General features: G+C 71.9%; 25 protein-coding genes. 14 read left to right on the top strand and 11 right to left on the bottom strand.

Going from position 1 to position 21,615, the window contains the following annotated elements:
* The first annotated feature begins 166 nt into the window (after positions 1-166).
* Positions 167-1,633 carry a sensor histidine kinase gene (locus KV205_RS23675; RefSeq protein WP_265866712.1) on the top strand — a complete coding sequence of 489 codons (1,467 nt, stop codon included), beginning with the start codon at positions 167-169 and terminating at the stop codon, positions 1,631-1,633.
* Between the two features lie 206 nt (positions 1,634-1,839).
* Here the strand turns inward: KV205_RS23675 and KV205_RS23670 are convergent, their stop codons facing one another.
* The gene (locus KV205_RS23670; protein WP_003953983.1) at positions 1,840-2,097 is read right to left on the bottom strand and encodes a WhiB family transcriptional regulator; all 258 of its coding nucleotides are present in this window, start codon (positions 2,095-2,097) and stop codon (positions 1,840-1,842) included.
* A 319-nt stretch (positions 2,098-2,416) separates the two neighbouring features.
* Positions 2,417-3,385, bottom strand: a complete 969-nt coding sequence (locus tag KV205_RS23665) for a diacylglycerol kinase family protein (protein ID WP_265866574.1) — start codon at positions 3,383-3,385, stop codon at positions 2,417-2,419.
* 357 nt (positions 3,386-3,742) lie between these two features.
* Here KV205_RS23665 and KV205_RS23660 point away from each other — a divergent pair, with 357 nt between their 5' ends.
* Positions 3,743-4,210 (top strand): hypothetical protein, encoded by a 468-nt coding sequence (locus tag KV205_RS23660; protein WP_265866573.1) that lies wholly within the window; start codon positions 3,743-3,745, stop codon positions 4,208-4,210.
* 66 nt (positions 4,211-4,276) lie between these two features.
* On the opposite strand, the gene KV205_RS23655 is transcribed toward KV205_RS23660, so the two are convergent.
* From KV205_RS23655 to KV205_RS23645, 3 genes are all read right to left on the bottom strand, one after another.
* Positions 4,277-5,317: an RNA polymerase sigma factor SigF gene (locus KV205_RS23655; RefSeq protein ID WP_265866572.1), complete on the bottom strand. Its 1,041-nt coding sequence runs from the start codon at positions 5,315-5,317 to the stop codon at positions 4,277-4,279.
* Positions 5,314-5,727, bottom strand: coding sequence for an anti-sigma regulatory factor (locus tag KV205_RS23650; RefSeq protein WP_123457481.1), 414 nt, complete (start codon positions 5,725-5,727; stop codon positions 5,314-5,316). The genes KV205_RS23655 and KV205_RS23650 overlap by 4 nt, the downstream gene beginning before the upstream one ends.
* Before the next feature lie 300 nt (positions 5,728-6,027).
* Positions 6,028-6,288, bottom strand: coding sequence for a UBP-type zinc finger domain-containing protein (locus KV205_RS23645; protein ID WP_265866571.1), 261 nt, complete (start codon positions 6,286-6,288; stop codon positions 6,028-6,030).
* A gap of 55 nt (positions 6,289-6,343) precedes the next feature.
* Between KV205_RS23645 and KV205_RS23640 the strand changes: the two genes are divergently transcribed.
* Positions 6,344-7,936: a Na+/H+ antiporter gene (locus KV205_RS23640; protein WP_265866570.1), complete on the top strand. Its 1,593-nt coding sequence runs from the start codon at positions 6,344-6,346 to the stop codon at positions 7,934-7,936.
* A gap of 39 nt (positions 7,937-7,975) precedes the next feature.
* On the opposite strand, the gene KV205_RS23635 is transcribed toward KV205_RS23640, so the two are convergent.
* Positions 7,976-8,872, bottom strand: a complete 897-nt coding sequence (locus KV205_RS23635; RefSeq protein WP_265866569.1) for a 1-aminocyclopropane-1-carboxylate deaminase/D-cysteine desulfhydrase — start codon at positions 8,870-8,872, stop codon at positions 7,976-7,978.
* Between the two features lie 32 nt (positions 8,873-8,904).
* Positions 8,905-9,495 carry an N-acetylmuramoyl-L-alanine amidase gene (locus KV205_RS23630; RefSeq protein WP_265866568.1) on the bottom strand — a complete coding sequence of 197 codons (591 nt, stop codon included), beginning with the start codon at positions 9,493-9,495 and terminating at the stop codon, positions 8,905-8,907.
* Positions 9,496-9,781: 286 nt separating this feature from the next.
* Between KV205_RS23630 and KV205_RS23625 the strand changes: the two genes are divergently transcribed.
* The 5 genes from KV205_RS23625 (at position 9,782) to KV205_RS23605 (ending at position 13,937) form a co-directional block, all read left to right on the top strand.
* Entirely contained in the window at positions 9,782-11,197 is a 1,416-nt protein-coding gene (locus KV205_RS23625) for a family 2B encapsulin nanocompartment shell protein (protein WP_265866567.1), read from the top strand.
* A 128-nt stretch (positions 11,198-11,325) separates the two neighbouring features.
* Positions 11,326-12,405, top strand: a complete 1,080-nt coding sequence (locus tag KV205_RS23620; RefSeq protein ID WP_265866711.1) for a family 2 encapsulin nanocompartment cargo protein polyprenyl transferase — start codon at positions 11,326-11,328, stop codon at positions 12,403-12,405.
* A 119-nt stretch (positions 12,406-12,524) separates the two neighbouring features.
* Positions 12,525-13,109 (top strand): dihydrofolate reductase family protein, encoded by a 585-nt coding sequence (locus tag KV205_RS23615; RefSeq protein ID WP_265866566.1) that lies wholly within the window; start codon positions 12,525-12,527, stop codon positions 13,107-13,109.
* A gap of 26 nt (positions 13,110-13,135) precedes the next feature.
* On the top strand, positions 13,136-13,474 hold the full coding sequence (locus tag KV205_RS23610; protein ID WP_265866565.1) for a hypothetical protein: 339 nt from the start codon (positions 13,136-13,138) through the stop codon (positions 13,472-13,474).
* A gap of 43 nt (positions 13,475-13,517) precedes the next feature.
* Positions 13,518-13,937: a DUF6304 family protein gene (locus tag KV205_RS23605; RefSeq protein WP_265866564.1), complete on the top strand. Its 420-nt coding sequence runs from the start codon at positions 13,518-13,520 to the stop codon at positions 13,935-13,937.
* Between the two features lie 67 nt (positions 13,938-14,004).
* Here the strand turns inward: KV205_RS23605 and snpA are convergent, their stop codons facing one another.
* On the bottom strand, positions 14,005-14,655 hold the full coding sequence (gene snpA, locus KV205_RS23600; protein ID WP_265866563.1) for a snapalysin: 651 nt from the start codon (positions 14,653-14,655) through the stop codon (positions 14,005-14,007).
* Positions 14,656-14,833: 178 nt separating this feature from the next.
* Here snpA and KV205_RS23595 point away from each other — a divergent pair, with 178 nt between their 5' ends.
* The 3 genes from KV205_RS23595 to KV205_RS23585 are packed head-to-tail and all read left to right on the top strand — an operon-like array spanning position 14,834 to position 16,739.
* Entirely contained in the window at positions 14,834-15,790 is a 957-nt protein-coding gene (locus KV205_RS23595; RefSeq protein ID WP_265866562.1) for a LysR family transcriptional regulator, read from the top strand.
* Entirely contained in the window at positions 15,787-16,287 is a 501-nt protein-coding gene (locus KV205_RS23590) for a hypothetical protein (protein WP_265866561.1), read from the top strand. The genes KV205_RS23595 and KV205_RS23590 overlap by 4 nt, the downstream gene beginning before the upstream one ends.
* Positions 16,284-16,739, top strand: a complete 456-nt coding sequence (locus tag KV205_RS23585; RefSeq protein WP_265866560.1) for a GNAT family N-acetyltransferase — start codon at positions 16,284-16,286, stop codon at positions 16,737-16,739. The genes KV205_RS23590 and KV205_RS23585 overlap by 4 nt, the downstream gene beginning before the upstream one ends.
* Before the next feature lie 5 nt (positions 16,740-16,744).
* Here KV205_RS23585 and KV205_RS23580 read toward each other — a convergent pair whose 3' ends face one another.
* Positions 16,745-17,470 carry an SDR family NAD(P)-dependent oxidoreductase gene (locus tag KV205_RS23580; RefSeq protein WP_265866559.1) on the bottom strand — a complete coding sequence of 242 codons (726 nt, stop codon included), beginning with the start codon at positions 17,468-17,470 and terminating at the stop codon, positions 16,745-16,747.
* A gap of 105 nt (positions 17,471-17,575) precedes the next feature.
* Between KV205_RS23580 and KV205_RS23575 the strand changes: the two genes are divergently transcribed.
* Positions 17,576-18,415: a LysR family transcriptional regulator gene (locus tag KV205_RS23575; protein ID WP_265866558.1), complete on the top strand. Its 840-nt coding sequence runs from the start codon at positions 17,576-17,578 to the stop codon at positions 18,413-18,415.
* Here the strand turns inward: KV205_RS23575 and KV205_RS23570 are convergent.
* A complete protein-coding gene (locus KV205_RS23570; RefSeq protein WP_265866557.1) occupies positions 18,412-19,029 on the bottom strand; it encodes an Imm21 family immunity protein in 618 nt (205 codons plus the stop codon). The two genes, KV205_RS23575 and KV205_RS23570, sit on opposite strands and share 4 nt — an antisense overlap.
* A 532-nt stretch (positions 19,030-19,561) precedes the next feature.
* Here KV205_RS23570 and KV205_RS23565 point away from each other — a divergent pair.
* On the top strand, positions 19,562-19,801 hold the full coding sequence (locus KV205_RS23565) for a hypothetical protein (RefSeq protein ID WP_265866556.1): 240 nt from the start codon (positions 19,562-19,564) through the stop codon (positions 19,799-19,801).
* Positions 19,802-20,205: 404 nt separating this feature from the next.
* Here the strand turns inward: KV205_RS23565 and KV205_RS23560 are convergent, their stop codons facing one another.
* Positions 20,206-20,370 (bottom strand): hypothetical protein, encoded by a 165-nt coding sequence (locus tag KV205_RS23560; RefSeq protein ID WP_265866555.1) that lies wholly within the window; start codon positions 20,368-20,370, stop codon positions 20,206-20,208.
* Between the two features lie 122 nt (positions 20,371-20,492).
* Between KV205_RS23560 and KV205_RS23555 the strand changes: the two genes are divergently transcribed.
* Positions 20,493-21,608, top strand: a complete 1,116-nt coding sequence (locus KV205_RS23555) for a hypothetical protein (RefSeq protein ID WP_265866554.1) — start codon at positions 20,493-20,495, stop codon at positions 21,606-21,608.
* Positions 21,609-21,615: the final 7 nt, after the last annotated feature.

Raw genomic sequence — 21,615 nt, 5'->3', positions numbered from 1 at the left:
TGTGCGGGGAGGACGGAGGCTCTATGGAAGCATTGTGGACTAGACCATTCTTGTCTGTCCATCCATGCGAGCCTGGTCGTGCCCGGCCCATCCTCCAACACGGACGCCGGGAACTCCAGGTTCACTGCCCGGGAATTCCACGGGTACGCTCGCACACGTGCCCTCCATGAACGACCTCGTCCGCCAGCACACCGCGCTGAGCGAGTCCGACCTCGACTGGCTCCACCTGCTGGTCTCGGAGTGGCAGCTGCTCTCCGACCTCTCCTTCGCCGACCTGGTCCTGTGGGTCCCCACCCTGGACGGCACCCGCTATGTCTCCGTCGCCCAGATGCGGCCCAACACCGGCCCCACCTCCTACCAGGACGACATGGTCGGCCACCTGGTCCCGCGCGGCCGCCGCCCGCTCCTGGACGCCGCCCTCGACGAGGGCCGGATCGTGCGCGAGGGCGACCCCGAGTGGCGCGAGGAGGTCCCCGTACGGGTCGAGTCCATCCCCGTACGGCGCGAGGGCCGCGTCCTCGGCGTCATCGCCCGCAACACCAATCTGCTCACCGTGCGGACCCCGTCCCGCCTGGAGCTCACCTATCTCCAGTCCGCCTCGGACCTGGCCCAGATGATCGCGGCCGGCTCCTTCCCCTTCCCCGGGGAACAGGTCGACATGGACTCCTCCCCCCGGGCCGGCGACGGACTGATGCGGCTCGACGCCGACGGCGTCGTCCAGTACGCCTCGCCCAACGCGCTCTCCGCCTACCACCGGCTCGGCCTCGCCGCCGACCTGGTCGGCCAGGAACTCGGCCAGGTCACCGCGGAACTCGCCCCCTCCCGGGGACCGGTGGACGAGGCGCTGGTCAAGATGGCCTCCGGCTACGCCCCGCGCGAGTTCGAGATCGAGGGCAGCGGCGGGGTGATCCAGCTGCGGGCCATCCCGCTCAGCCCCAAGGGCACCCGGATCGGCTCCCTCGTCCTGCTCCGCGACGTCACCGAACTGCGCCGCCGTGAGCGCGAGTTGATCACCAAGGACGCCACCATCCGGGAGATCCACCACCGGGTGAAGAACAACCTCCAGACGGTGGCCGCGCTGCTGCGCCTGCAGGCCCGCCGGATGGACTCCGACCGGGGCCGCGAGGCGCTCAACGAGGCGGTGCGGCGGGTCGGTTCGATCGCCATCGTGCACGAGACGCTGTCCCAGAACCTGGACGAGCGGGTCGAGTTCGACGAGATCGCCGACCGGGTGATCGCGATGGTCGCCGAGATCTCCCCGGGCAAGGTCACCTGCCGGCGCAACGGACGCTTCGGCATCCTCGACGCCGAGGTCGCCACCCCGCTCTCCATGGTCCTCACCGAGGTCCTGCAGAACGCCCTGGAACACGCCTTCGCGCCGGGGGAGCAGGGCACGGTCGAGGTCACCGCGGTCCGCGGCGAGCCCCGCGCCGACGCCCGGCTGCTGATCACGGTCAAGGACGACGGCCGCGGCCTGCCCGAGGGGTTCGACCCGCAGCGGGCGGGCAACCTCGGCCTGCAGATCGTACGGACCCTGGTCGAGGGCGAGCTCGGCGGCAGTTTCGACATGCAGCCGGGTGCGGAACGCGGCACCCGGGTCGTGCTCGACATTCCCGTACAGCCGCAGAAGTAATACCCGGATCGGAATTCTTATGCGGCGAACTGCCTTCCGGGGGAGGGCAGTTCCTGCCGCTGTCACGGGTGGAAGAGCAGCGAGCCCCGGACCGAAAGGAATCGGTCCGGGGCTCGAATGCTGTGGGTTACTGCGCGCGCTGCGGCTCGGGGGCGGTGAATGCGTACACGGTGTACGCGCCGCTTGCCTCAGACTGTGCAGGTGGCTCAGGCGCTGGCGTTGCGCGCCCGGTTGCGGGCGGCGCGGCGCTTCATCGCGCGGCGCTCGTCCTCGCTGAGGCCACCCCAGACGCCGGAGTCCTGGCCGGACTCGAGCGCCCACTGCAGGCACTGCTCCATGACGGGGCAGCGGCGGCAGACGGCCTTGGCTTCCTCGATCTGCAGCAGCGCAGGACCGGTGTTGCCGATGGGGAAGAACAGCTCGGGGTCTTCCTCACGACAAACGGCGTTGTGACGCCAGTCCATGGCTGCTACCTCTCTCAGGTGTTACGTGCAAGTTGCTTGTGAATGTGAACGCTTTCACGAATCCCCCCGCAGGGGAAGGGCCGACTGCCAGGTGAACTGGCGTGGTCCTTGTCACTGGGGTGGGGTTCTGGCTCTCAGTGGAGGCCGGTCCTGCGGGCCGTCCCGATCGCCAAGAAGAGACTCCCAAACCCCAGCAACGGATACAACCCCTTCTGGAAAGTTTTTTTTGATTCCTCGGTGTCGGCTCCGTCACAGCCGTACTTCTAGGGGGTGGAGGGCAGCCTAAACGTTCGAGTAGAAGGACTTTCGGTCCTTCTGGTCACACAATCACACGCAGTGCACGGCGTACGCCTGTGAACGTCACGCTCGTACGCAGCCCGAGGTGGTCACCGTCCATCTGGAGCGGCAGCGGCACCTTCGAATGCAAGGTGAAGTCGGTGAGATCGTGCAGGGTCACCGCATGCTTGCCGCGGGGCCCCCGTTCGGGGGTCGAAGTGAGCAGCTGAGTGGCGTACCGGGCCACCGAAGGAGCCGACAGCCGGCTCAGTCCGAGCACGTCCAGGGCCGTCTCGAAGGAGGCCTCCGGCGACGCGTACACCGGACGATTCCCCAGGTAGGTCCAGGGGGACGTGTTGCAGATTATGGAGAGCACGAGATCCTTTACGGGATCCTCGCCGGGCCGCTCCAGGGTGATCGTGCCGTGCCGCCGGTTCTGCTCGCCCAGGAACTGGCGCACCACCTGACGCAGATAGAGCGCGTGCGTCGAACGCTTGCCGCGCTCGCGCTGCTGTTCGACCCGGCCGATCACGCTCGCGTCGAAGCCGAAACCGGCGCAGAAAGTGAACCAGCGTTCGGGAACCGCCTCGTCGTCCGTGCCCGGCGTCCCGGACGCCAGTCCGAGGCTGACCGTCCGCGCCCGCCGCTCGCGCAGCGCGTCGAGCAGCGCGCCGGTCGCCTCCACCGCGTCGTTCGGCAGACCGAGCGCCCGCGCGAAGACATTGGTCGAGCCGCCCGGCACCACGGCGAGCCCAGGCAGCCGGTCCGGATCGGGCCCCGCGTGCAGCAGCCCGTTGACCACCTCGTTGACCGTGCCGTCCCCGCCGAGCGCCACCACGAGGTCGATGTCGTCCGAGTCGGCGGCCCTGCGCCCCAGGTCACGGGCATGGCCGCGATACTCGGTCGTCACCGCCTCCAGCTTCATCTCGCTGGCGAGCGCGTGGATCAGCACGTCCCGTGTGCGCGCACTGGTGGTGGTTGCTGCCGGATTGACCACGAGAAGCGCGCGCATGTCCGCCAGCGTACCTACCCGGCGGTACCGGGCCCAGTCCCGGCCTCCCGGACGGGACCCGGACAGGCCCGAGGGCACGGCTTGAGCAGGCCTTGGGTTCGCCTCGGCCGCGCCCTGGGCGCGGCCTGTCGAACGTGGCCGGGCCGGAGGCGGGTCCGCGACGGGCCGGCCGTGCGCGCGGCGCCGGTCGCGGTCTGGCCGCCCCGACGAGCCCTGGACGCGGCCTGTCGATCTCGGCCGGGTCGGCGACGGCCTGCGGCACGGCGGCCGTGCGCGGCCCCCGCCGGATGCCGTCGCGCGGCACCGCGCACGGCCTGGCCGCCCCGTCCCGTACCCGCCCCGGCTACCCTGCCTTGCATGAGCAGTGCGAGCAGGGCGAGCAGCGCCGACGACACGAGCAGTCCCGAGCAGCCGAGGGAGCCGGTCGCCCGGCCCGGGCGGCTCACCGCCGCCGCGGTGGTGGCCGCGGTCGAGGGCCTGGCCCTCGTCGTCGGCGGCCTCGTCCTCCTGGTCACCAGCCTCGGCGACCGGCCCGACGACCTCACCTCGGCCCTCATGGGCGCGGTCACCCTGGTCGCCCTGGGCCTCATCCCGCTGGTCGCCGCCCGTGGCCTGTGGCTGCGCCGCTCCTGGAGCCGCGGCCCGGCCGTGATCACCCAGATCCTGGCGCTGCCCGTCGCCTGGCAGCTCCTCCAGGCGAACAGCGTCATGATCCCGGCCGGCATCGCCCTCGCGGTGCTCGCCGTGACCGGCCTGGTCCTCCTGGTGAGCCCGTCCACCACGGCGGCGCTCGGCATCCGGCGCCCGGGCCAGGACGCCTCGTAACGCACGGGTCGCGCATGACGGAGGGGCCGGGGGATCACCCCCGGCCCCTCCGCCGTACACCGGCGCTCACTCCTCCACGAGGAGCTTGTCCCGCAGCTGCGCCAGCGTGCGCGCGAGCAGGCGCGAGACGTGCATCTGCGAGATGCCGACCTCCTGCGCGATCTGCGACTGGGTCATGTTGCCGAAGAAGCGAAGGAGCAGGATCCGCTTCTCCCGCGGCGGCAGGTCCTCCAGGAGCGGCTTGAGCGACTCCCGGTACTCGACGCCCTCCAGCGCCTCGTCCTCCGCGCCCAGGGTGTCCGCCACCGCCGGCGACTCGTCGTCCGTGTCCGGTACGTCGAGCGAGAGCGTCGAGTAGGCGTTCGCCGACTCCAGGCCCTCCAGGACCTCCTCCTCGGAGATCCCGAGCCGCTCGGCCAGCTCGTGCACCGTCGGCGAGCGCCCGTGCTGCTGGGACAGCTCGGCCGTCGCCGTCGTCAGCGAGAGCCGCAACTCCTGGAGGCGGCGGGGGACCCGTACCGCCCAGCCCTTGTCACGGAAGTGGCGCTTGATCTCGCCCACCACCGTCGGCGTCGCGTACGTGGAGAACTCCACCCCGCGGTCCGGGTCGAACCGGTCCACCGACTTGATCAGGCCGATCGTCGCCACCTGCGTCAGGTCGTCCAGCGGCTCGCCGCGATTGCGGAAGCGCCGGGCCAGGTGCTCCACCAGCGGCAGGTGCATCCGCACCAGCCGGTCGCGCAGCGCCGCCTTCTCCGGCGAACCCTCCGGGAGACCGCGCAGCTCGACGAAGAGCGCCCGCGCGCCGCTGCGGTCGTGCGGCTGCTCGGACGCCGTTTCGGACGCCGTTTCGGAGGCCGGTCCGGAAGTCGGTCCGGACGTCGCCTCAGGAGCCGGCTCGGGGGTCTGGCCGGCCGCCCGGTCGGGGACCCGGCCGTGGGCCTCCCGCGGCCCGCCCGCGCCCGGGGCCTGTTCGTGCTGCTCGTGCTCGCTCATCTGGTCCGCCTGCTCCGTAGCGACCTCGACCTCGACCTCGACACCGGCCGCCCCCTGCGGCCGGGCCCGCTGCTGTTCAGGGATGCCGGCCGTCGCGTCCCCGCTCCTCACGCCGGGCCTGGCCCCGCGCCGCGCTGTTTGTACAGGCTGATGGAGACCGTCCGGTCCTCGGCGACCGACGACTCCACCTTCCCGGCCAGCGCCGAGAGCACCGTCCACGCGAAGGTGTCCCGCTCCGGCGCCCGGCCGTCCGTGGTCGGGGCGGACACCGTGACGTCGAGCGAGTCGTCGATCAGGCGGAACACACAGCTCAGCACCGAGCCCGGCACCGCCTGCTGGAGCAGGATCGCGCATGCCTCGTCGACCGCGATCCGCAGGTCCTCGATCTCGTCGAGGGTGAAGTCCAAGCGCGCCGCGAGACCGGCCGTGGCCGTACGCAGCACGGACAGGTAGGCACCCGCAGCGGGCAGCCGGACTTCCACGAAGTCCTGGGTCCCGGGCTCGCCTGCGATCTGGGACACCCTCACCTCCAAGGTGGCACAAGCTCTTTCGGGATCCGGGGCGGAAAGCCCCGGACCTGGCGGTACGCAGTCGGTTCTGCAGTCCGCCGAGACGCTATCGCGATCCGTCCCGCCGTGTCGCCGGGGGCCCGGCAGGACCGCCCCCGCGGGGTCCGGTCCGGAAGGACCCGCCGTACGCCACCGGCGGCCGCGGAGAACCCGCGGAGGGGTGACGTACCCAGCCGCCGGACGATCGAACCGTCCGCCGGCGGTCCGTCGCCCCGCGCCGTCAGACGATCGCGCCGTCAGACGATCGCGCCGTCAGACGATCGAACCGTCCACGAAGCACCAGCGCCAGCGCTCGTTCGGCTCGAAGGTGCGCATCACCGGGTGCCCCGAGGTGTGGAAGTGCGCCGTCGCGTGCCGCCCCACCGACGAGTCGCAGCAGCCCACGTGCCCGCAGCTCAGGCAGAGCCGCAGCTGGACGGGGTGCGTGCCGTCCGCCAGGCACTCCGGACAGGTGTCGTTCAGCGGCGCCGGTTCGGGGCGCGGCATATCGGCAACGTGCGGGCACTCACTCATGATGGCCAGGTTACGTTGTGGCGGGAGTGACGGACGGGCACAGACAGGGACCGGCATGGACGCACTGCAACTGGTGGCGCTGGTCGCGGCGAGCACCGCGGTGGCGGGCTTCGCCCGCCGGAGCCCGGTACCCGCCCCCCTCCTCCTGGTCGCCGTCGGTCTCGTCGCCGCCTATCTGCCCGGGGTGCCCGACTACACCCTCGACCCGCACGTCGTGCTGCCGCTCGTGCTGCCGCCGCTGCTCTACACGGCCGCCGTCGACTCCTCGTACCTCGACCTGCGGGCCAACATCCGGCCGGTCGCGCTGCTCTCCGTCGGGTACGTGCTCTTCGCGACCGTCGCGGTCGGCTGGCTCGCCTACGTCCTGGTGCCCGACCTGCCGCTCACCGCGGCCCTCGTCCTCGGCGCCGTCGTGGCCCCACCGGACGCGGTCGCCGCCACCGCCATCGCCCGCAAGCTCGGCCTGCCGGGCCGGATCACCACCATCCTGCAGGGCGAGTCCCTGGTGAACGACGCCACCGCGATCACCGCCTACAAGGTCGCGCTCGCCGCCGCCGTGGGGGAGGGCATCAGCTGGGCCGGCGGCCTGCGGGAGTTCGCGCTCGCCGCCGTCGGCGGCGTCGGCGTCGGCCTGATCCTCATGGTCCCCATCCACTGGCTCCGCACCCATCTGCGCGAGGCCCTGTTGCAGAACACCCTCTCCCTGCTCATCCCGTTCATCGCCTACGCCGCCGCCGAGCAGGTGCACGCCTCCGGGGTGCTCGCCGTCGTCGTGGTCGGCCTCTTCCTCGGCCACAAGAACTGGAAGGTCGACTTCGCCACCCGCCTCCAGGAGGAGGCGGTCTGGAAGATGGTCGCCTTCGTCCTGGAGTCCGCCGTCTTCGCGCTGATCGGCCTCCAGCTGCCCTTCGTGGTGCAGGGCCTCGGCCCCTACGGGATCGGGGAGGCCGCCTGGTACGCGGTCGGGGTCTTCGTCTTCGTGGTCGTCGTGCGCTTCGTCTGGGTCTTCCCCGCGACCTTCCTGCCCCGCTGGCTGTCCCCGCGGGTCCGCACCCGCGAGGTGGGGGTGGACTGGCGGGCGCCGCTGATCGTCGGCTGGGCCGGCATGCGCGGCGTGGTCTCCCTCGCCATCGCCTTCTCCATCCCGATCGCCACCGACGGCGTCCCCTTCCCCGCCCGCAACCTGGTCCTCTTCCTCACCTTCACCACCGTCATCGGCACCCTCGTCGTCCAGGGCCTCACCCTGCCGCCGCTCATCCGCCTCCTGAAGCTGCCCGGCCGCGACCGCGTCCAGGACACCCTCGCCGAGGCCCAGGCCCAGAGCGAGGCCTCCCGGGCCGCCGAGGCCCGGCTCGACGAACTCCTCGCCGACGAGCGCAACGCCCTCCCGGGCCCGCTCGCCGACCGGCTCCGCACGGTCATGGAGCGCCGCCGCAACGCCGTCTGGGAGCGGCTCGGCACCGTCAACGAGGCCACCGGCGAGACCGCCGACGACACCTACCGCCGGCTCTCGCGCGAGATGATCGACGCCGAGCGCGAGGTCTTCGTCCAGCTCCGCGACGCCCGCCGCATCGACGACGAGATGATGCGCACCCTGCTGCGCCGGCTCGACCTGGAGGAGGCCGCGGCCTACCGGGAGACCGACTAGGGCCTGTCCGGCGGATCTTGGCCGGGTCTTCCCGGTCGGTCAGGCGGTGCCCTCGGGCGAGCCGGTGACCACGGCGGCGATGCGGGTGCCGGGCGCGAAGGCGCCCTCGTCCGCGAGGGTCATCAGTCCGTAGAGCATTTTGGCGACATACAGTCGCTCGATGGCGAGTCCGTGCCGCGCCTCGAAATCCTGTGCGAACGCGGTCAGGGCGGGCGGCACGCGCGCGTAGCCCCCGCCGTGGAAGCGCTCGTCCAGGGACCAGTCCCCGCGCGGGCCGCCGAAGGCCGCCTCCTGGAGGGCACGGACCTCCCCGCCGAGGAAGCCGCCCTTGAGGACCGGGACGCCGAGGGTCCGGCCCTCGAAGCCGGCCGCCAGGCCCGCCAGGGTGCCGCCCGTGCCGCAGGCCACCGCGGCCACGTCGGCGCGTCCGGCGAGCTCGCGGCCCAGCTCCACGCACCCGTGGACGGCGAGCGCGTTGCTGCCGCCCTCCGGCACCACGTACGCGCCCGCCGGAGCCCGCTCCAGGAGCGTCGCCAGGGTCGCCGGGTCGCTCTTCGCGCGGTACGTGGCCCGGTCCACGAACTCGAGCCGCATCCCGTCCGCCGCGCACCGCGCAAGCGAGGGGTTCAGCGGGCGCCCGGCCAGCTCGTCGCCCCGGACCACCCCCACCGTCGGGAAACCGAGCAGCCGGCCGGCCGCGGCCGTCGCCCGCAGATGGTTGGAGTACGCGCCGCCGAAGGTGAGCACGGGCCGGCCGGCCGCCTCGCGCAGGTTGAGCGCGAGCTTGCGCCACTTGTTGCCGGGCAGGTCGGGATGGATGAGGTCGTCGCGCTTCAGCAGCAGGGTCAGCCCGTGCCGGGCGAAGCGCTCGTCCGCCACCGGCTCCAGGGGCGAGGGGAGCCGGGGCCGCAGACGGGAGAGATCGAGCGCGTTCACCCGGCCATTCTCGCCGCGCCCGCGGGCGGGTCCTACCGGAGCCGGTCGGCGATCCGCTCCCGCATCGACGCCATGGTGAAGCCGCGCGGGTCGACCTTGCCGGGCTGCCACTCCAGGTGGCCGATGACCGAGCGCTGGGTCCAGCCGTGCGCCCGGCACACCGCGGCCGCGGCCTTGGCGATGGCCTCCAGCTGGACCTTCGGCCACGGGTCGGTGCCGTTGCCGAGGTTCTCGCACTCGAAGCCGTAGAAGTGCCGGTTGCCGTCGGTGGTGGCCTCGTCGTCCGGCGGCAGGCGCTTCTCGGCGATCACCGCCCGCAGCACCTCGTCGTCGCCGAGACCGGCGTGGTTGGCCCGGCCGTAGCCGACCAGGTGGACGGTGCCGTCCTTGGCGATCACGCCGTGGCAGAGCGGTCCGGGCAGGGACTCGTAGCCGTCCCGGCAGATGCGGACGGTGTTGCTGGTGCCCCGGGTGACGGTGTGGTGGATCATCACGCCGTGCACGGGACCCCAGGGGCCCTTGTGGTTGCGGTTGTGGGTGCGCCAGTTGCCGACCTCGACGACCTTCAGACCTTCGTCGCGCAGCGCGTCGAGGAAACGGCTCGCGGACATGGGTGTGGCCATGACCGGCTCCTTTCGGGACGGGGGTTCCGGTTCTTCCGGTTCCTCCTGCCCTACCGGGGTACCGGAGCCGTCCGCTCCGCTGCCATGCGTTCGGTTCGTGTGCGAGCCGATCCGGACGAATCGGGGCGGCGCTGTACGTCGACTTCGCGGCGGAGGGCGGCGGGGGAAATCGTGCGCCATGCCCAGCCCCGCGGTGATCGACACCCACTCTTTTGTGTAATGGCGCGGACACGCTCCGTGCTGGAAGGCTTCCCTTCGCAGGTCTGTCGTATCGAGAGGGAGTTCCATGTCCGTTGGTTCGGTTGACGGCGAGGTGCGCGAGGGCGGGGCGCCCGCGCAGCAGAGTCTCGGCACCGCCGCCGCGCGGAACCTCGCGAGCACCACCAAGTCCGCCCCGCAGATGCAGGAGATCACCTCACGGTGGCTGCTGCGCGCGCTGCCCTGGGTGGACGTCCGGGGTGGTGTCTACCGGGTGAACCGGAGGCTCAGCTTCGCCGTGGGGGACGGCCGGGTCACCTTCGTGCAGACCGGCGGACGGGTCGCGGTGATCCCGGCCGAGCTGGGCGAGCTCCCCGCCCTGCGCGGCTTCGACGAGCCGGACGTCCTCGCCGAGCTGGCCGCCCGCTGCGTCCAGCGGGAGTACGCGGCGGGCGAGGTCATCACCGCTCGCGGCACGAGCACCGACCGGGTCCATCTGCTCGCGCACGGCCGGGTCGAGCGGCTCGGCGTGGGGCCGTACGGCGACGAGACCGTCCTCGGCGTCCTCGCCGACGGCGCCTACTTCGGCGAGGACGCGCTGGCCGCCGCCGACGCCTCGTGGGAGTGGACCGCCCGCGCCGCCACCACCTGTACGGTCCTGGAGCTGACCAGGGCCGATGTGCTCGCCCTCGCCGAGCGGGCCGGTGCGCTCGCCGGACACCTCGCCGAGTTCGCGGTCCTGCCCCCGCACCCCGTCAACCGGCTGGGCGAGGCGGCCATCGACCTCTCCGCCGGCCACGTCGGCGAACCGGTCGTCCCGCACACCTTCGTGGACTACGAGCTCTCCCCGCGCGAGTACGAGCTGAGCGTCGCCCAGACCGTGCTCAAGGTCCACACCCGCGTGGCCGACCTCTACAACCACCCGATGGACCAGACCGAGCACCAGCTGCGGCTGACGGTCGAGGCGCTGCGCGAGCGCCAGGAGCACGAGCTGGTCAACCACCGGGAGTTCGGCCTGCTCGCCAACTGCGACTACGGGGAGCGGATCCAGCCGCAGGACGGCGCGCCCGGCCCCGACGACCTGGACGAGCTGCTGTCCCGGCGGCGCGGCTCCAAGCTGTTCCTGGCCCACCCGCAGGCCATCGCCGCGTTCGGGCGCGAGCTCAACCGGCGCGGTCTGGTGCCGGACACGGTTGACGTCGACGGCACGCGGATCATGACCTGGCGCGGGGTCCCGCTCTACCCGTGCGACAAGATCCCGGTCACCGACGCCCGTACCAGCTCGATCATCTGCATGCGCACGGGCGAGTCCGACCAGGGCGTGATCGGCCTGCGCCAGGCCGGCCTCCCGGACGAGGTCGAACCCGGCCTGTCCTGCCGCTTCATGGGCATCGACGACCAGGCGATCACCTCCTACCTGGTCACCGCCTACTACTCGGCGGCCGTGCTCGTCCCCGACGCGCTGGGCGTCCTGGAGAACGTCGAGATCGCCCGCCGCCACTGACCACCGGGGTCGGGGGCCAGGCCGACAGGTCCCCGCCCCCGGTGCACGCCATCCACCAGGCGAGGCCAGGGGAGGCCAGGCCATGCCACGCCACGCCACGCCACGCCATGAGGAAAGTGACCGAGAAGATGAGCGCGATCAGCGCGGACGCCGAGACCGGGACGACCGGGGCGGCCGGGGCGGCCGGGGGACGCAGCGCCGCGCTGCTCCTGGACCGGACGCGCAGCGTCGTCGACCCCCAGCTCCGGACGACCGTCGAGTCCCTGCCCGGCTCCATACGACGCATCGCCGCCTACCACTTCGGCTGGGAGGAGGCCGACGGCTCCCCGGCCGGGGGCGGCCAGAGCGGCAAGGCCATCCGACCGGCCCTGGTGCTCGCCGCGACCCGCGCGCTCGGCGCGGACCCGGCCCCGGCGGTCAAGGCCGCCGCGGCGGTGGAGCTGGCCCACAACTTCACCCTGCTCCACGACGACATCGTCGACGAGGACCCGACCCGCCGTCACCGGCCCACCGCCTGGAAGGTGTTCGGCATCCCGGACGCGCTGCTCGCCGGCGACGCCATGAACGCGCTCGCGCTGCGACTGCTCGCCGAGGACCCGCACCCGGCCGCCGTCCCCGGCGCGGCCCGGCTCGCCGCCTGCGTGATCGAGCTGTGCGCCGGCCAGCAGGCGGACTGCGCCTTCGAGCAGCGCGACCCCCGCGAGGTGTCCCTGGACGAGGTGGTGGCGATGGCCACCGCCAAGACCGGGGCCCTGCTCGGCTGTTCCTGCGCGCTCGGCGCGCTGTACGCGGGGGCGGACGAGGAGGCGGTCGCGGCCCTGGACGCGTTCGGCCGGGAGGCGGGCCTCGCGTTCCAGCTGATCGACGACCTGATCGGGATCTGGGGCGACCCGGGGCGCACCGGCAAGCCGGCCGGCGCCGATCTCGTCGCCCACAAGAAGTCGCTGCCGGTGGTGGCCGCGCTCACCTCCGGGACCCCGGCGGGCGACGAGCTGGCCGAGCTGTACGCGCGCCCGGTCCTGGACGCCGCCGCGGTCCGGGCGGCGGCCGACGCGGTCGAGCGGGCCGGCGGCCGGGACTGGGCGCAGAGCCAGGCGGCCGAGCGGATGGCCCGCGCGGTCGAGCAACTCTCGCGGGCGGTCCCGGACTTGTCGGCGGCGGGGGATCTGCTGGCGCTCGCGGAGTTCGTGACGCGGCGCAGTCGCTGATCCTGCCGAGTCTTCGAGGAGGTCGTGAAATAGGGGCTTGCACAACCACTACGTCTGGAGCACTATAGGCGCAGTGGTTACGGCCGCTGATCGTGCCTCCTACGGAAAGAGATTCCGGCTTGCGCAAGCTCACGTACTACGTCGCCTGCTCCCTCGACGGCTTCATCGGCGACCCGAACGGCGACGCCTCGTCCATGTTCCAGTTCATGGACGAGGAGTACGCCTCCTGGATGAACACCGAGTTCCCGGAGACCGTCCCCACCGCCTTCCGGGAGGCCGCCGGCCTCACCGGCGTGCCCAACAAGCGGTTCGACACGGTCATCCAGGGCATGGGCTCGTACCGTCTCGGCCTGGAGGCCGGGATGCCCAGCCCGTACGGCCACCTCCGGGAGATCGTCGCGACCCGCTCGCTGACCGAGTCGCCCGACCCCAACGTCGAACTCTTCGCCGGCGACCTCGCCGCCCGGGTCCGCGAGCTCAAGGCCGAGGACGGCCCGCTGGACATCTGGCTCTGCGGCGGCGGTCAGGTCGCGCGACAGCTCGTGGACGAGGTCGACGAACTGGTCATCAAGTCCTACCCGCAGATTTACGGCTCCGGCATGCCGCTGTTCGGCGCGGAGTTCGCCGTCCACGACTACGTCCTGGAGAACGTCCGCAGCTTCGGCAACGGCGTCGTCGTGCGCTGGTACGCCAGGAAGCGGTGACGCCCGGCCCGGCCTAGGCTGGAACCATGGCGGAGGAGACGCCGCACACCACGCGGGACCCCAGCGCCGAGCACCCGTGCCCGGCCTGCGGGGAGCCCCGTCAGGTGCTGGCCGAACGGCACAAGGTCCTCGGGGCCTGGGTGCCGGAGTGGGTCGTGCAGCCGTGCCGCAATCCGGACTGCGAGCTGTACGAGCCGGAGGGCGACGCGGCGGCGGACGGCGCACCGCCGCGCTCCCGCGGAGGCGGCACGAGATCAGGCACGGAACCCGGCACAGAACCCGGAACGGAACCCGGCGCGGAAGCCACTACCACGCACGTGACCGGCAAGAACGGCGAGACCGGGAGAAGTCCGGCCCCTGGGTGACCGGCCGCGCGCCGGAGCCGGTCATACCGCTACAGTCCGCCGCATGTCATCGGAGTCGACAGAAGTCTGGACCGGCTGGTACCGGGACCGCCGTGGTGCGGAAGCGATCGTCATCACGGCCGCCGGGAGCCAGGTGGCCACCCGGATCAGGGGAATCGAGTACACGGGCGCGAGCTTTGCCGTGCTCAGCGCCGCGGGCGAGGGCGGGCAGGCCCTCACCGGGTGCGTTCTGGAGTGGGACCTGCCGCTCCCCGTCGTCGCGGAAGGCGTCAGCCGGCAGGCCACGCTCAGCTGCCTGTTGACCCTCGGCGAGCGCGCCGACCTCAGCCTCACGCTGCACTACGGGGGCGCCGCCTACGAGTCCGGCATCGCCGGCGGGGACTTCGAGGAGGCGCTCGGCCGGGTGCGCCGGCAGCTGCCGCCCGGCACCGAGTTCGGCCGGGGGCTGCTCCAGGCGGCCTGACCGGGGACGCGCACGGAGGGCGGGGGCGCGGGTGCGCGCCCCCGCCCTTCAGGTCGTCCCCGGCCCGTCAGCCGGCCTTGAGGGCGGTGGCGAGCCCGTATCGCCACAACTGGTCCACGCGGGACCGTTCCTGGGAGTTCGGGTAGGCGTTCTGGCAGGACGTGCCGGGCCCGCCGCCGGACATCAGCTCGCTGCACGGGCCGCTGTAGTGGTCGGGGAGGCCGAGCACGTGCCCGGTCTCGTGGGCGGTGACGCGGGTGGAGTTGTACTGCTGGTTCTGCCGGTAGTCGAGGAATATGTAGCCGCTGCCGTGCCCGTCCGTGCTCGCGTACGAACCGCGGGAGTCGTTCCCCTCGTAGTACGCGAAGTCGGGGTTGGAGCCCTCGACGAGCCGGACGTTGGCGACGGAGCTGTTCCAGATCTGCGCCGAACGGGAGATCTGGGTACGGAAACTGGGTGCGTTGGCGGTGCTGTAGACCACGGTGACGGCGGTGGCACCAGGCGTGGCGGCCCGCTTCTTCGCGACCGACTTCACGACGGCGTCGAAGAACGCCTGGTTGGCCCTGGCCTCCTCGGCCGAACCGGCGTAGCTCGCGTAGCCGGCGCGGTCGGCGGTGGGGATGGGCGCGGCGGAGGCCGGGGCGGCGCCGAGGGAGAGGGTGAGACCGGCACCGAGGGCGGCGGTGAGTAAGGACGTGAGGACCTTCGGGTGTCGCATGGGGGGCTCCTCCTGTGGGGTTGAGGAGAGTGTGGGGGAGCCGGGTGCGGGCGGGGAATGATGCCATCCGCCGATAACACCGCGCTATCGCAGGGGAGTTGACACATTCGCACCGGGGTGTACGGGGGCGGGCGGCGTGCTCTGGTGCGCGCCCCGGAGCCGCCCTAACCTCGGACCCATGGAGCTGGAGGTGAGGCACCTGCGGGCGCTCTGCGCCATCGCGGACACCGGCAGCCTGCACAAGGCGGCCCGCCGGCTCGGCGTCAGCCAGCCCTCGCTGACCACCCAGCTGCGCCGGATCGAGAACGCCCTCGGCGCCGAACTCTTCACCCGCGGCCGCACCGGCTGTCTGCCCACCCCGCTGGGCCGCTCCGTCCTCAGCCGGGCCCGCCCGCTGGTCGACGGCATGACCGCCCTGGTCACCGAGACCCGCGCGGCCGCCGCCCGGTCCGCCGACGGCCCGGTCCTCCGGGTCGGCTCCACCGCCAGCCGCGCCCTGCCCGGCTGGCTGCGCCGGCTCCGCCAGGGCCGGCCGGGCACCGACATCGAGCTCCGGGTCGACGTCTCGGCCCACACCCTGCTGCGCACGGTGGCGGCTGGCCGGCTCGACCTGGCGTTCGTCCACCAGGTGGAGGGCTGCCCGCTGCGGGTTCCGGCCGGTCTGACCGGGCGGGTCCTGGTCGAGCGCGAGCCGCAGTTCGTCTCCATGGCGAGCGACCACCCGGCGGCCGGCCACGAGGTCGTCGACCTCGCCGACCTCGCCCACGACCGCTGGACGGTCGACCCGGCCGTCGACGGCGAGTGGGACGGCCTGCGCCGGGTCCTGGGCGCGGCGGGCCTCGACCCGCCGCTGCTGCACGCCGACTATCACACGGCCGCCTCGCTGATCGCCCTCGGCGAGGCCGTCGCCCCCTGCCAGCCCACCTCGCACCCGCGCGAGGACATGGCCGTCCGCCCCCTCCGCGGCGACCCCCTCGCCGTCCGCCTCCTCCTCTTCGCGGCCCCCGGCGTCCCCCTGGACGGCCCCTACGCCGACCTCACCGCCGCCTACCGCGAGGCGGCCCTCCGGGCGGCCCCGTACCGCCGCTGGCTCCATGCGGGCGGGACGGCGGGACCGTGCATGATGTCCGCATGAGCGAACACGGGGAATGGGGCGCGGTCATGGCGCTCGCCGAGGGCCACCACGCGCGGACGGTACGGGCGTTGGGCGCCCGGGAGGTGTCCGGTCACCTCCTGAAGGTGTACGGGATCGAGGCGCCCGGCCGTACGGTCGGCGAGGCGGAGGCCGGCCCGGCGCTCGCGCTGGCCGCCGACCACCTGGCGCTCGGCCGGCACCGGGGCTCGCTCGGGCTCGCGGTGCTGCTGGTGCACGCGGGCGCCGACGGCGACTACGTGCTCGCGCACAGCTGGATCGAGGGCCACATGTCGGACCTGGCCGTCTGGACCGGCCCGGCCGGCCGGCCGGCCGAACTGCGCCCGGGCCGCGCCGGACTCGCCCCGTGCGTCTGGGAGGCCGCCGTCCTCGCCCACGAGCGCGAGGCCTTCGTCCGCCACCTCCTCGACGGCACCGGCCCGGCCCCCGCCCGGGTGGCCGCCTGGGCCGCCGACACCCTGGAGGGCGAGGTCCGGTGACCGTCCGCCACGCGCGCCCCGAGGACCTGGCGCGGGTCGCCGAACTCGCCGCCGAGCACGCCGCGTACGAGCAGGCCGCCCCGCCCCGCCCCGACCTGGCCGCGGCCCTCCACCGGCTCCTCTTCGCCACCCCCGCCCCGCGCCTGCGCTGCCTGGTCGCCGAACTCCCCGACGGCACCCTCGCCGGCTACGCCACCTGCGCCCCCGAACTCTCCACCTGGTCCGCCACCGAGTACCTCCACATGGACTGCCTCTACCTCACCGAGTCCTCCCGCGGCCACGGCCTCGGCGCCCTCCTCCTCTCCGCCGTCCGCGCCGAGGCCCGCGCCCTGGGCCTCCCTCACGTCGAATGGCAGACCCCCGCCTGGAACACCTCGGCGATGCGCTTCTACGACCGCGCGGGCGCCACCTCGAAACCGAAGGCCCGCTACACCCTCCAGGCCGCCGAATGAACCGGTCACCAGGGCACTGATCCACCGTCGTCGAAGAATCCGCCGGTCGGTCCGTCGTCGGGCAGGGTCGCGAGGCGGATCGCGATCGCCGCGCCCTGTTCGGCAGTGCGGACGCCCTGGAAGGCGTTGAGGTCGGTGGCGGTGTAGCCGGGACAGCCGGAGTTGATCAGGATGCGGGTGTCGCTCAGTTCCTTGGCGTACTGGACGGTGACCGCGTTGAGGAAGGTCTTGGACGCCAAGTACGCAGCGGGAACCCGGCCGATGTCGACGCCGGGCGTGGTCTGCAGGGTGAGCGAGCCGACGCTGCTGGACATGTTCACGATCCGCGGCGATGCCGAGCCGCGCAGCATGGGCAGCATCGCGTTGGTGACGCGGATGACCCCGATCACGTTGGTCTCCACGACGACCCGTACGGTCGTGGGATCGACCGTGGTGGGCGTCTGCGGCATCCCCCCGGTGATCGCGGCGTTGTTGACCAGGACGTCGAGCCCGCCGGCGCGGTCGGCGATCAGCTCGGCCGCGGCGGCCACGCTCGCGTCGTCCGCCACGTCGAGCGGAACGCCGAACGCGTCGGTCCCGGCCGCGCGCAGCTGCTCCACCGCGGTGTCGCGGCGCTGTCGATCCCGCGCACCCACGCCGATCCGCCAGCCGAGGCCGCCCAGGCCGGCCGCGATCTCGTATCCGATCCCCTTGTTCGCACCGGTCACCAGCGCGATCGTCTGTTCACTCATGTCCTCAAGCGTGGTGCGGGCACGGGCGGGACGTCCAAGACCGACTGGGTGGGCGGCGATACCGCACGGATATCGGTCCTGGTGAGGCCCGGATACGATGACGCGGTGGAGACGCGGGAGTTGCGGTACTTCGTCGCCGTCGCGGAGGAGTTGCACTTCGGGCGGGCGGCGCAGCGGCTCGCCATGGCGCAACCACCGCTGTCGCGGGCGATCCAGCAGCTCGAACGGCGGCTCGGAGTGGTTCTGCTGCACCGCACCGCTCGCTCGGTCGCCCTGACCGAGGCCGGGTCGGTGCTTCTGCGGGAGGCCCGGGCCGCACTCGACGCGGTCGCGGCCGCCGAGCGGCGCACCCGCCGCGCAGCCGCCCAACCGTCCGGTGTGGTCCTTGCCACGAAAGCCGGAGCGGCCGGCGAACTGCTGTCGAAGCTGCTGGACGCCTACGCCGCCGAGCCCGGCGCGGTCGCCGTCGAGGTGATGCTGTGCGGGCCCGGCGAGCAGGAAGGGCTGCTGCGCGACGGGCGTGCCGACGTCGCTCTGCTCCATCGGCCCTTCGACACGACGGCCGGACTCGACACCGAGGACCTGCACACCGAACAGCAGATCGTGGTCCTGCCCGCGGGGCACCCCTTGGCCGACCGCCCCCATCTGTCGATGGCCGAGGTCACCACCCTGACGGACCTGCCCCTGCCACGCTGGCCCCGACGGGACGGAAGCTACCCGGACGGCCCCGGCCCCCAGGTGCGCGACCACACCCAGCTGTTCCAGCTGATCGCCCTCGGCCGCGCCTGCGCGCTCGTACCCGAGTCCCTCCGCGCCCACCTGCGCGACACTCACGCGACGGTGCCGGTGCCGGACGCACCGGCCGTCACGACCGTCATCGCCTGGCCACCCCACCGCAGATCCCAACCCGTCGCCGCCCTCGTCCGCACCGCGACCCGCCTCTAGCCCACGGCAGGAGCGGGTGCCCAGGGGCTCGGTGCGCCGGCCTGGAGCTGCACCAGGCCGACCCGGTTCCCCTCGTCGGCCTTGGTGTGGGCGGCGCGGACCCTCCAGCGGCCTGGGGGCAGTGACACCGTCGCCTGTGCGGGGAATCCTCCATCCGGATACTCCACGCTCAGATCAGTCCCCGCTTCGGCGGAGTCCATGAGCACAGCGGGGCCGTCTGTGGTCCACGTTCCGCATTCCTCCCACGGGGTGGCAGGATCGGTGAGCACGGCTTCTGCCGCGGCCTTGAGCTCGGCCTCGGAGCCGGCGGCGAGCCAGCGCAGGAAGACGCGATGCTCAGGGATGTAGCAGGTGGTGGCCGGCTCGTCCCCCAGCACCAGAGCCTCCGTTCCCTCTTCACCGACCGTGATTGTGCCGGCCAGTTCGTCCACAGCGCAGGCCCTGTCGTAGTCGTCCGGGTCGGGTCCGTCCGACAGGACCATCCCGTCCTCTGTGCATCCGTGCCACGCGTCCAGCGCGGAGACGGGGATGGCGATCAAGGGGCCACCCATTGACTCCACCCAGACAGGGGGAGTCCGGGAAGAATCGGGTGCGGAGGACGAGGAGGCTCTCATGTCGGCAGTCTGCATTCCGCTACTGACAACGGTCGCTCCACAGGCGCATACCGGGCCTTGGCCATGGTGACCCACGGGCAGTGCCCCATTCGGGACCGTAGATCGTGCGGATGCCGGCGAGCTTGAGTCCTTCGGCTTCCGTCCGCCGGCCGAGGGTCGCGGCTTTCCGGCCGATGCGTCCGAGACCCTGCGAACCGAGTACGCGACCTATGGCGGCCCTCCTGACGTACACGGCACAACGTGGATCACCTGGTCCGAGCTCGCCGCCGCCGGCTGGAGCGAGACGGACCGTTCCGGAACTCGTAGCCGCGACGGTGTTGCGGGGAACGAGAGCGACTGGGGACCGGTCTGGAGCGTGATGCGAACGCTCGGCGAACTCCATGGAGAAGGTCCCCGGCCTTGCTCGGCGAGGGGTTCGGACGGGTGGAGATCGCCGAACTGCTGGGGACATCACGGTCCGCAACCCGGAGCCGGCCATCGCTCACAGTGACGGACCTGGATCCCACGAAATCACTCCGGGTACGTTGGCGTGATGTCTCTTGAACCGCGCAGCCGTGAAGAGCTGGTCTCCTTCCTCCAGGACCTGCATCAGGAGTTCCGTGCTCGCGGCGACGAGTGGGAGAACAACACGCTGGACGGCTTCCTTGAGGCGCTCGCCGCATGGGTGCACGACTCTCCAGGCGCATATCGCCACGCAGGAGAAGACATCCCGTCCGACGGGGATTGGACCTTCATGGCCCGAGCCCTCCGTGCGGCCACCCTCTACGAGTAGAGCTGCGCTCATCGCGTACATCGGCACGCTGCGGATCTCCGCGCACCTGTGGCCGGGCGAACAAGACCGCACCCGGGCCGCCGTGAACGCCGGTGACGGCGGACTGCGGACCGGGTGCGGTCTGCTGGGGTGGTGCGAGGAAGGTCAGGCCTTCTTCGTCTCCTAGTAATGGGGCGGGTCGGTGACCTGCGGGGATCTCCCCTGTGGGTCGCTGACCTGGCCTTTTGCTGATGGCTGGCGATGGGGTGCGACGGTCCTGATCGGGTGTCCTGCGGACTGTGTGCGGACTGCGAGCGCGGCTCTGGATCACGGGCTGCCAGCGGCGAGTCTCATTGCGCTGGTAGAGGGGACACCTGGTCCCCTCGGTCCCACCGGTGAGGGCGTCGCGGCCTGCTGTTCAGTGTCTAGATGTTGTTGCAGTCGGCGATGTGCACCACCGCCGTGCCGACCTCGGCAGGATCGAGTGCGCCGCTGAGTGGCAGGAAGCCGTACCGCGTGGACTCGGCGACTGGCGAGAGGGCGAAGTCGCCGGAGGCGTAGACCTCCGGGACAGGCTGCAGAATGATCACCGGAAAGTCTGTAACATGCCTGCCCACAGGCGTTCGCGACTGGGTCTTGACGTGTCGTGATCAAGACCGCCGGAGATCATTTCCCGACGCCGTGGTGATCGTTTCCCGGATAGACTCGCCGAATGTCGCTGACGCGTTCGGCCACCGTAGACGTGGGCGTGGCACTTGATCTCGCGGGTGCAGAGCCCGAGGTGTTCGCCGTAGGCAGGTCTACGGTCGTGGTCGGGGCTGCGGCTGTTGTGATCATTGGGGATGCAGCGGACGATCCGGCGGCAGGCGGCGTGTGGAACGACCAGGAGTTCCGTCTACGAGGTCTTACGCCTGCAGTAGCCGCATCCAGGCTCACTGGTCGAGAGCCGTTCGCGGGATCGGAACCGGATCTGGACCGGCCGGTGCACTTGTTCGTCCGGGTCGACGGTCTAGCCGTCTACATTGGTCCCGTCCGCCACTCGCGGAGCGCTTGGACCAACGGCGAACTCAATAGTTGCCACCTGCGCATCGACCCGCCATTGAGTCGGGAATTGCTCGACACGGTTCGGCCGCCAACAGCTGCGCCCCTTTTGCCCGGCCTGGACTGGCTCGGCAGTGTCCGCACGGACCCCGGCCTGGCCTTGGAATCCTTCGTCACCGGCTGGTATCCCGCCCAAACTGAAACCCGGCCCACTAACATCGCGATACCCGGCTCCGTCCCTTATGCCTTGGCCGACTTTTACCGTCTCGCTGAGGAGCGTCCGGCCATCCTCGGAGGCCAAAACTTCATCCAACCGCTCACAAGGCTCTCGACCGACATCCGCGGTGAGCGCCTGGTCGTCGCCATCGAGAATCAGGGCTGCTGGGACTGGTCCATCCCGTGGCAGCTCGACGCTGCCGGCACCGATCCGGACGTCTGGCTGACCGAAGACGACGCACCGGCCCGGGAGGAGGAGCCGCTAAGCCGGTTCCTGCTGCAGTTCTCGTTGTACGAGGCTTCGATGACCGCCCCGTACCAGGCATTCCTCCGCAATCTGCCCGAGCAACTGCTGTCAGAGCTGGAAACCTGCCTGCACCGCGTGCCGCTACGGCCATTTCTGGCGCCCATCGGTCCGACGAATTTTCTCGTCGGACCGGGCCTGGTCGCTCATATCTCGCCCGAGCTGAACAGCAGCAATGAGTCCGACGTCTGGATCGGCGCCCTGCACCGCAGCGCGCTGCGGCCGCTTTCCCAACTTCAGCTGCCATGGCGCCGGTTCGACGGTTGAGACAGAG

The sequence above is a fragment of the Streptomyces sp. SKN60 genome (assembly GCF_026236535.1).
Classification (GTDB): Bacteria; Actinomycetota; Actinomycetes; order Streptomycetales; family Streptomycetaceae; genus Streptomyces.
The sequence above is the reverse complement of the archived record's forward strand: the minus strand, read 5'-3'. Positions and strand labels throughout refer to the sequence as shown.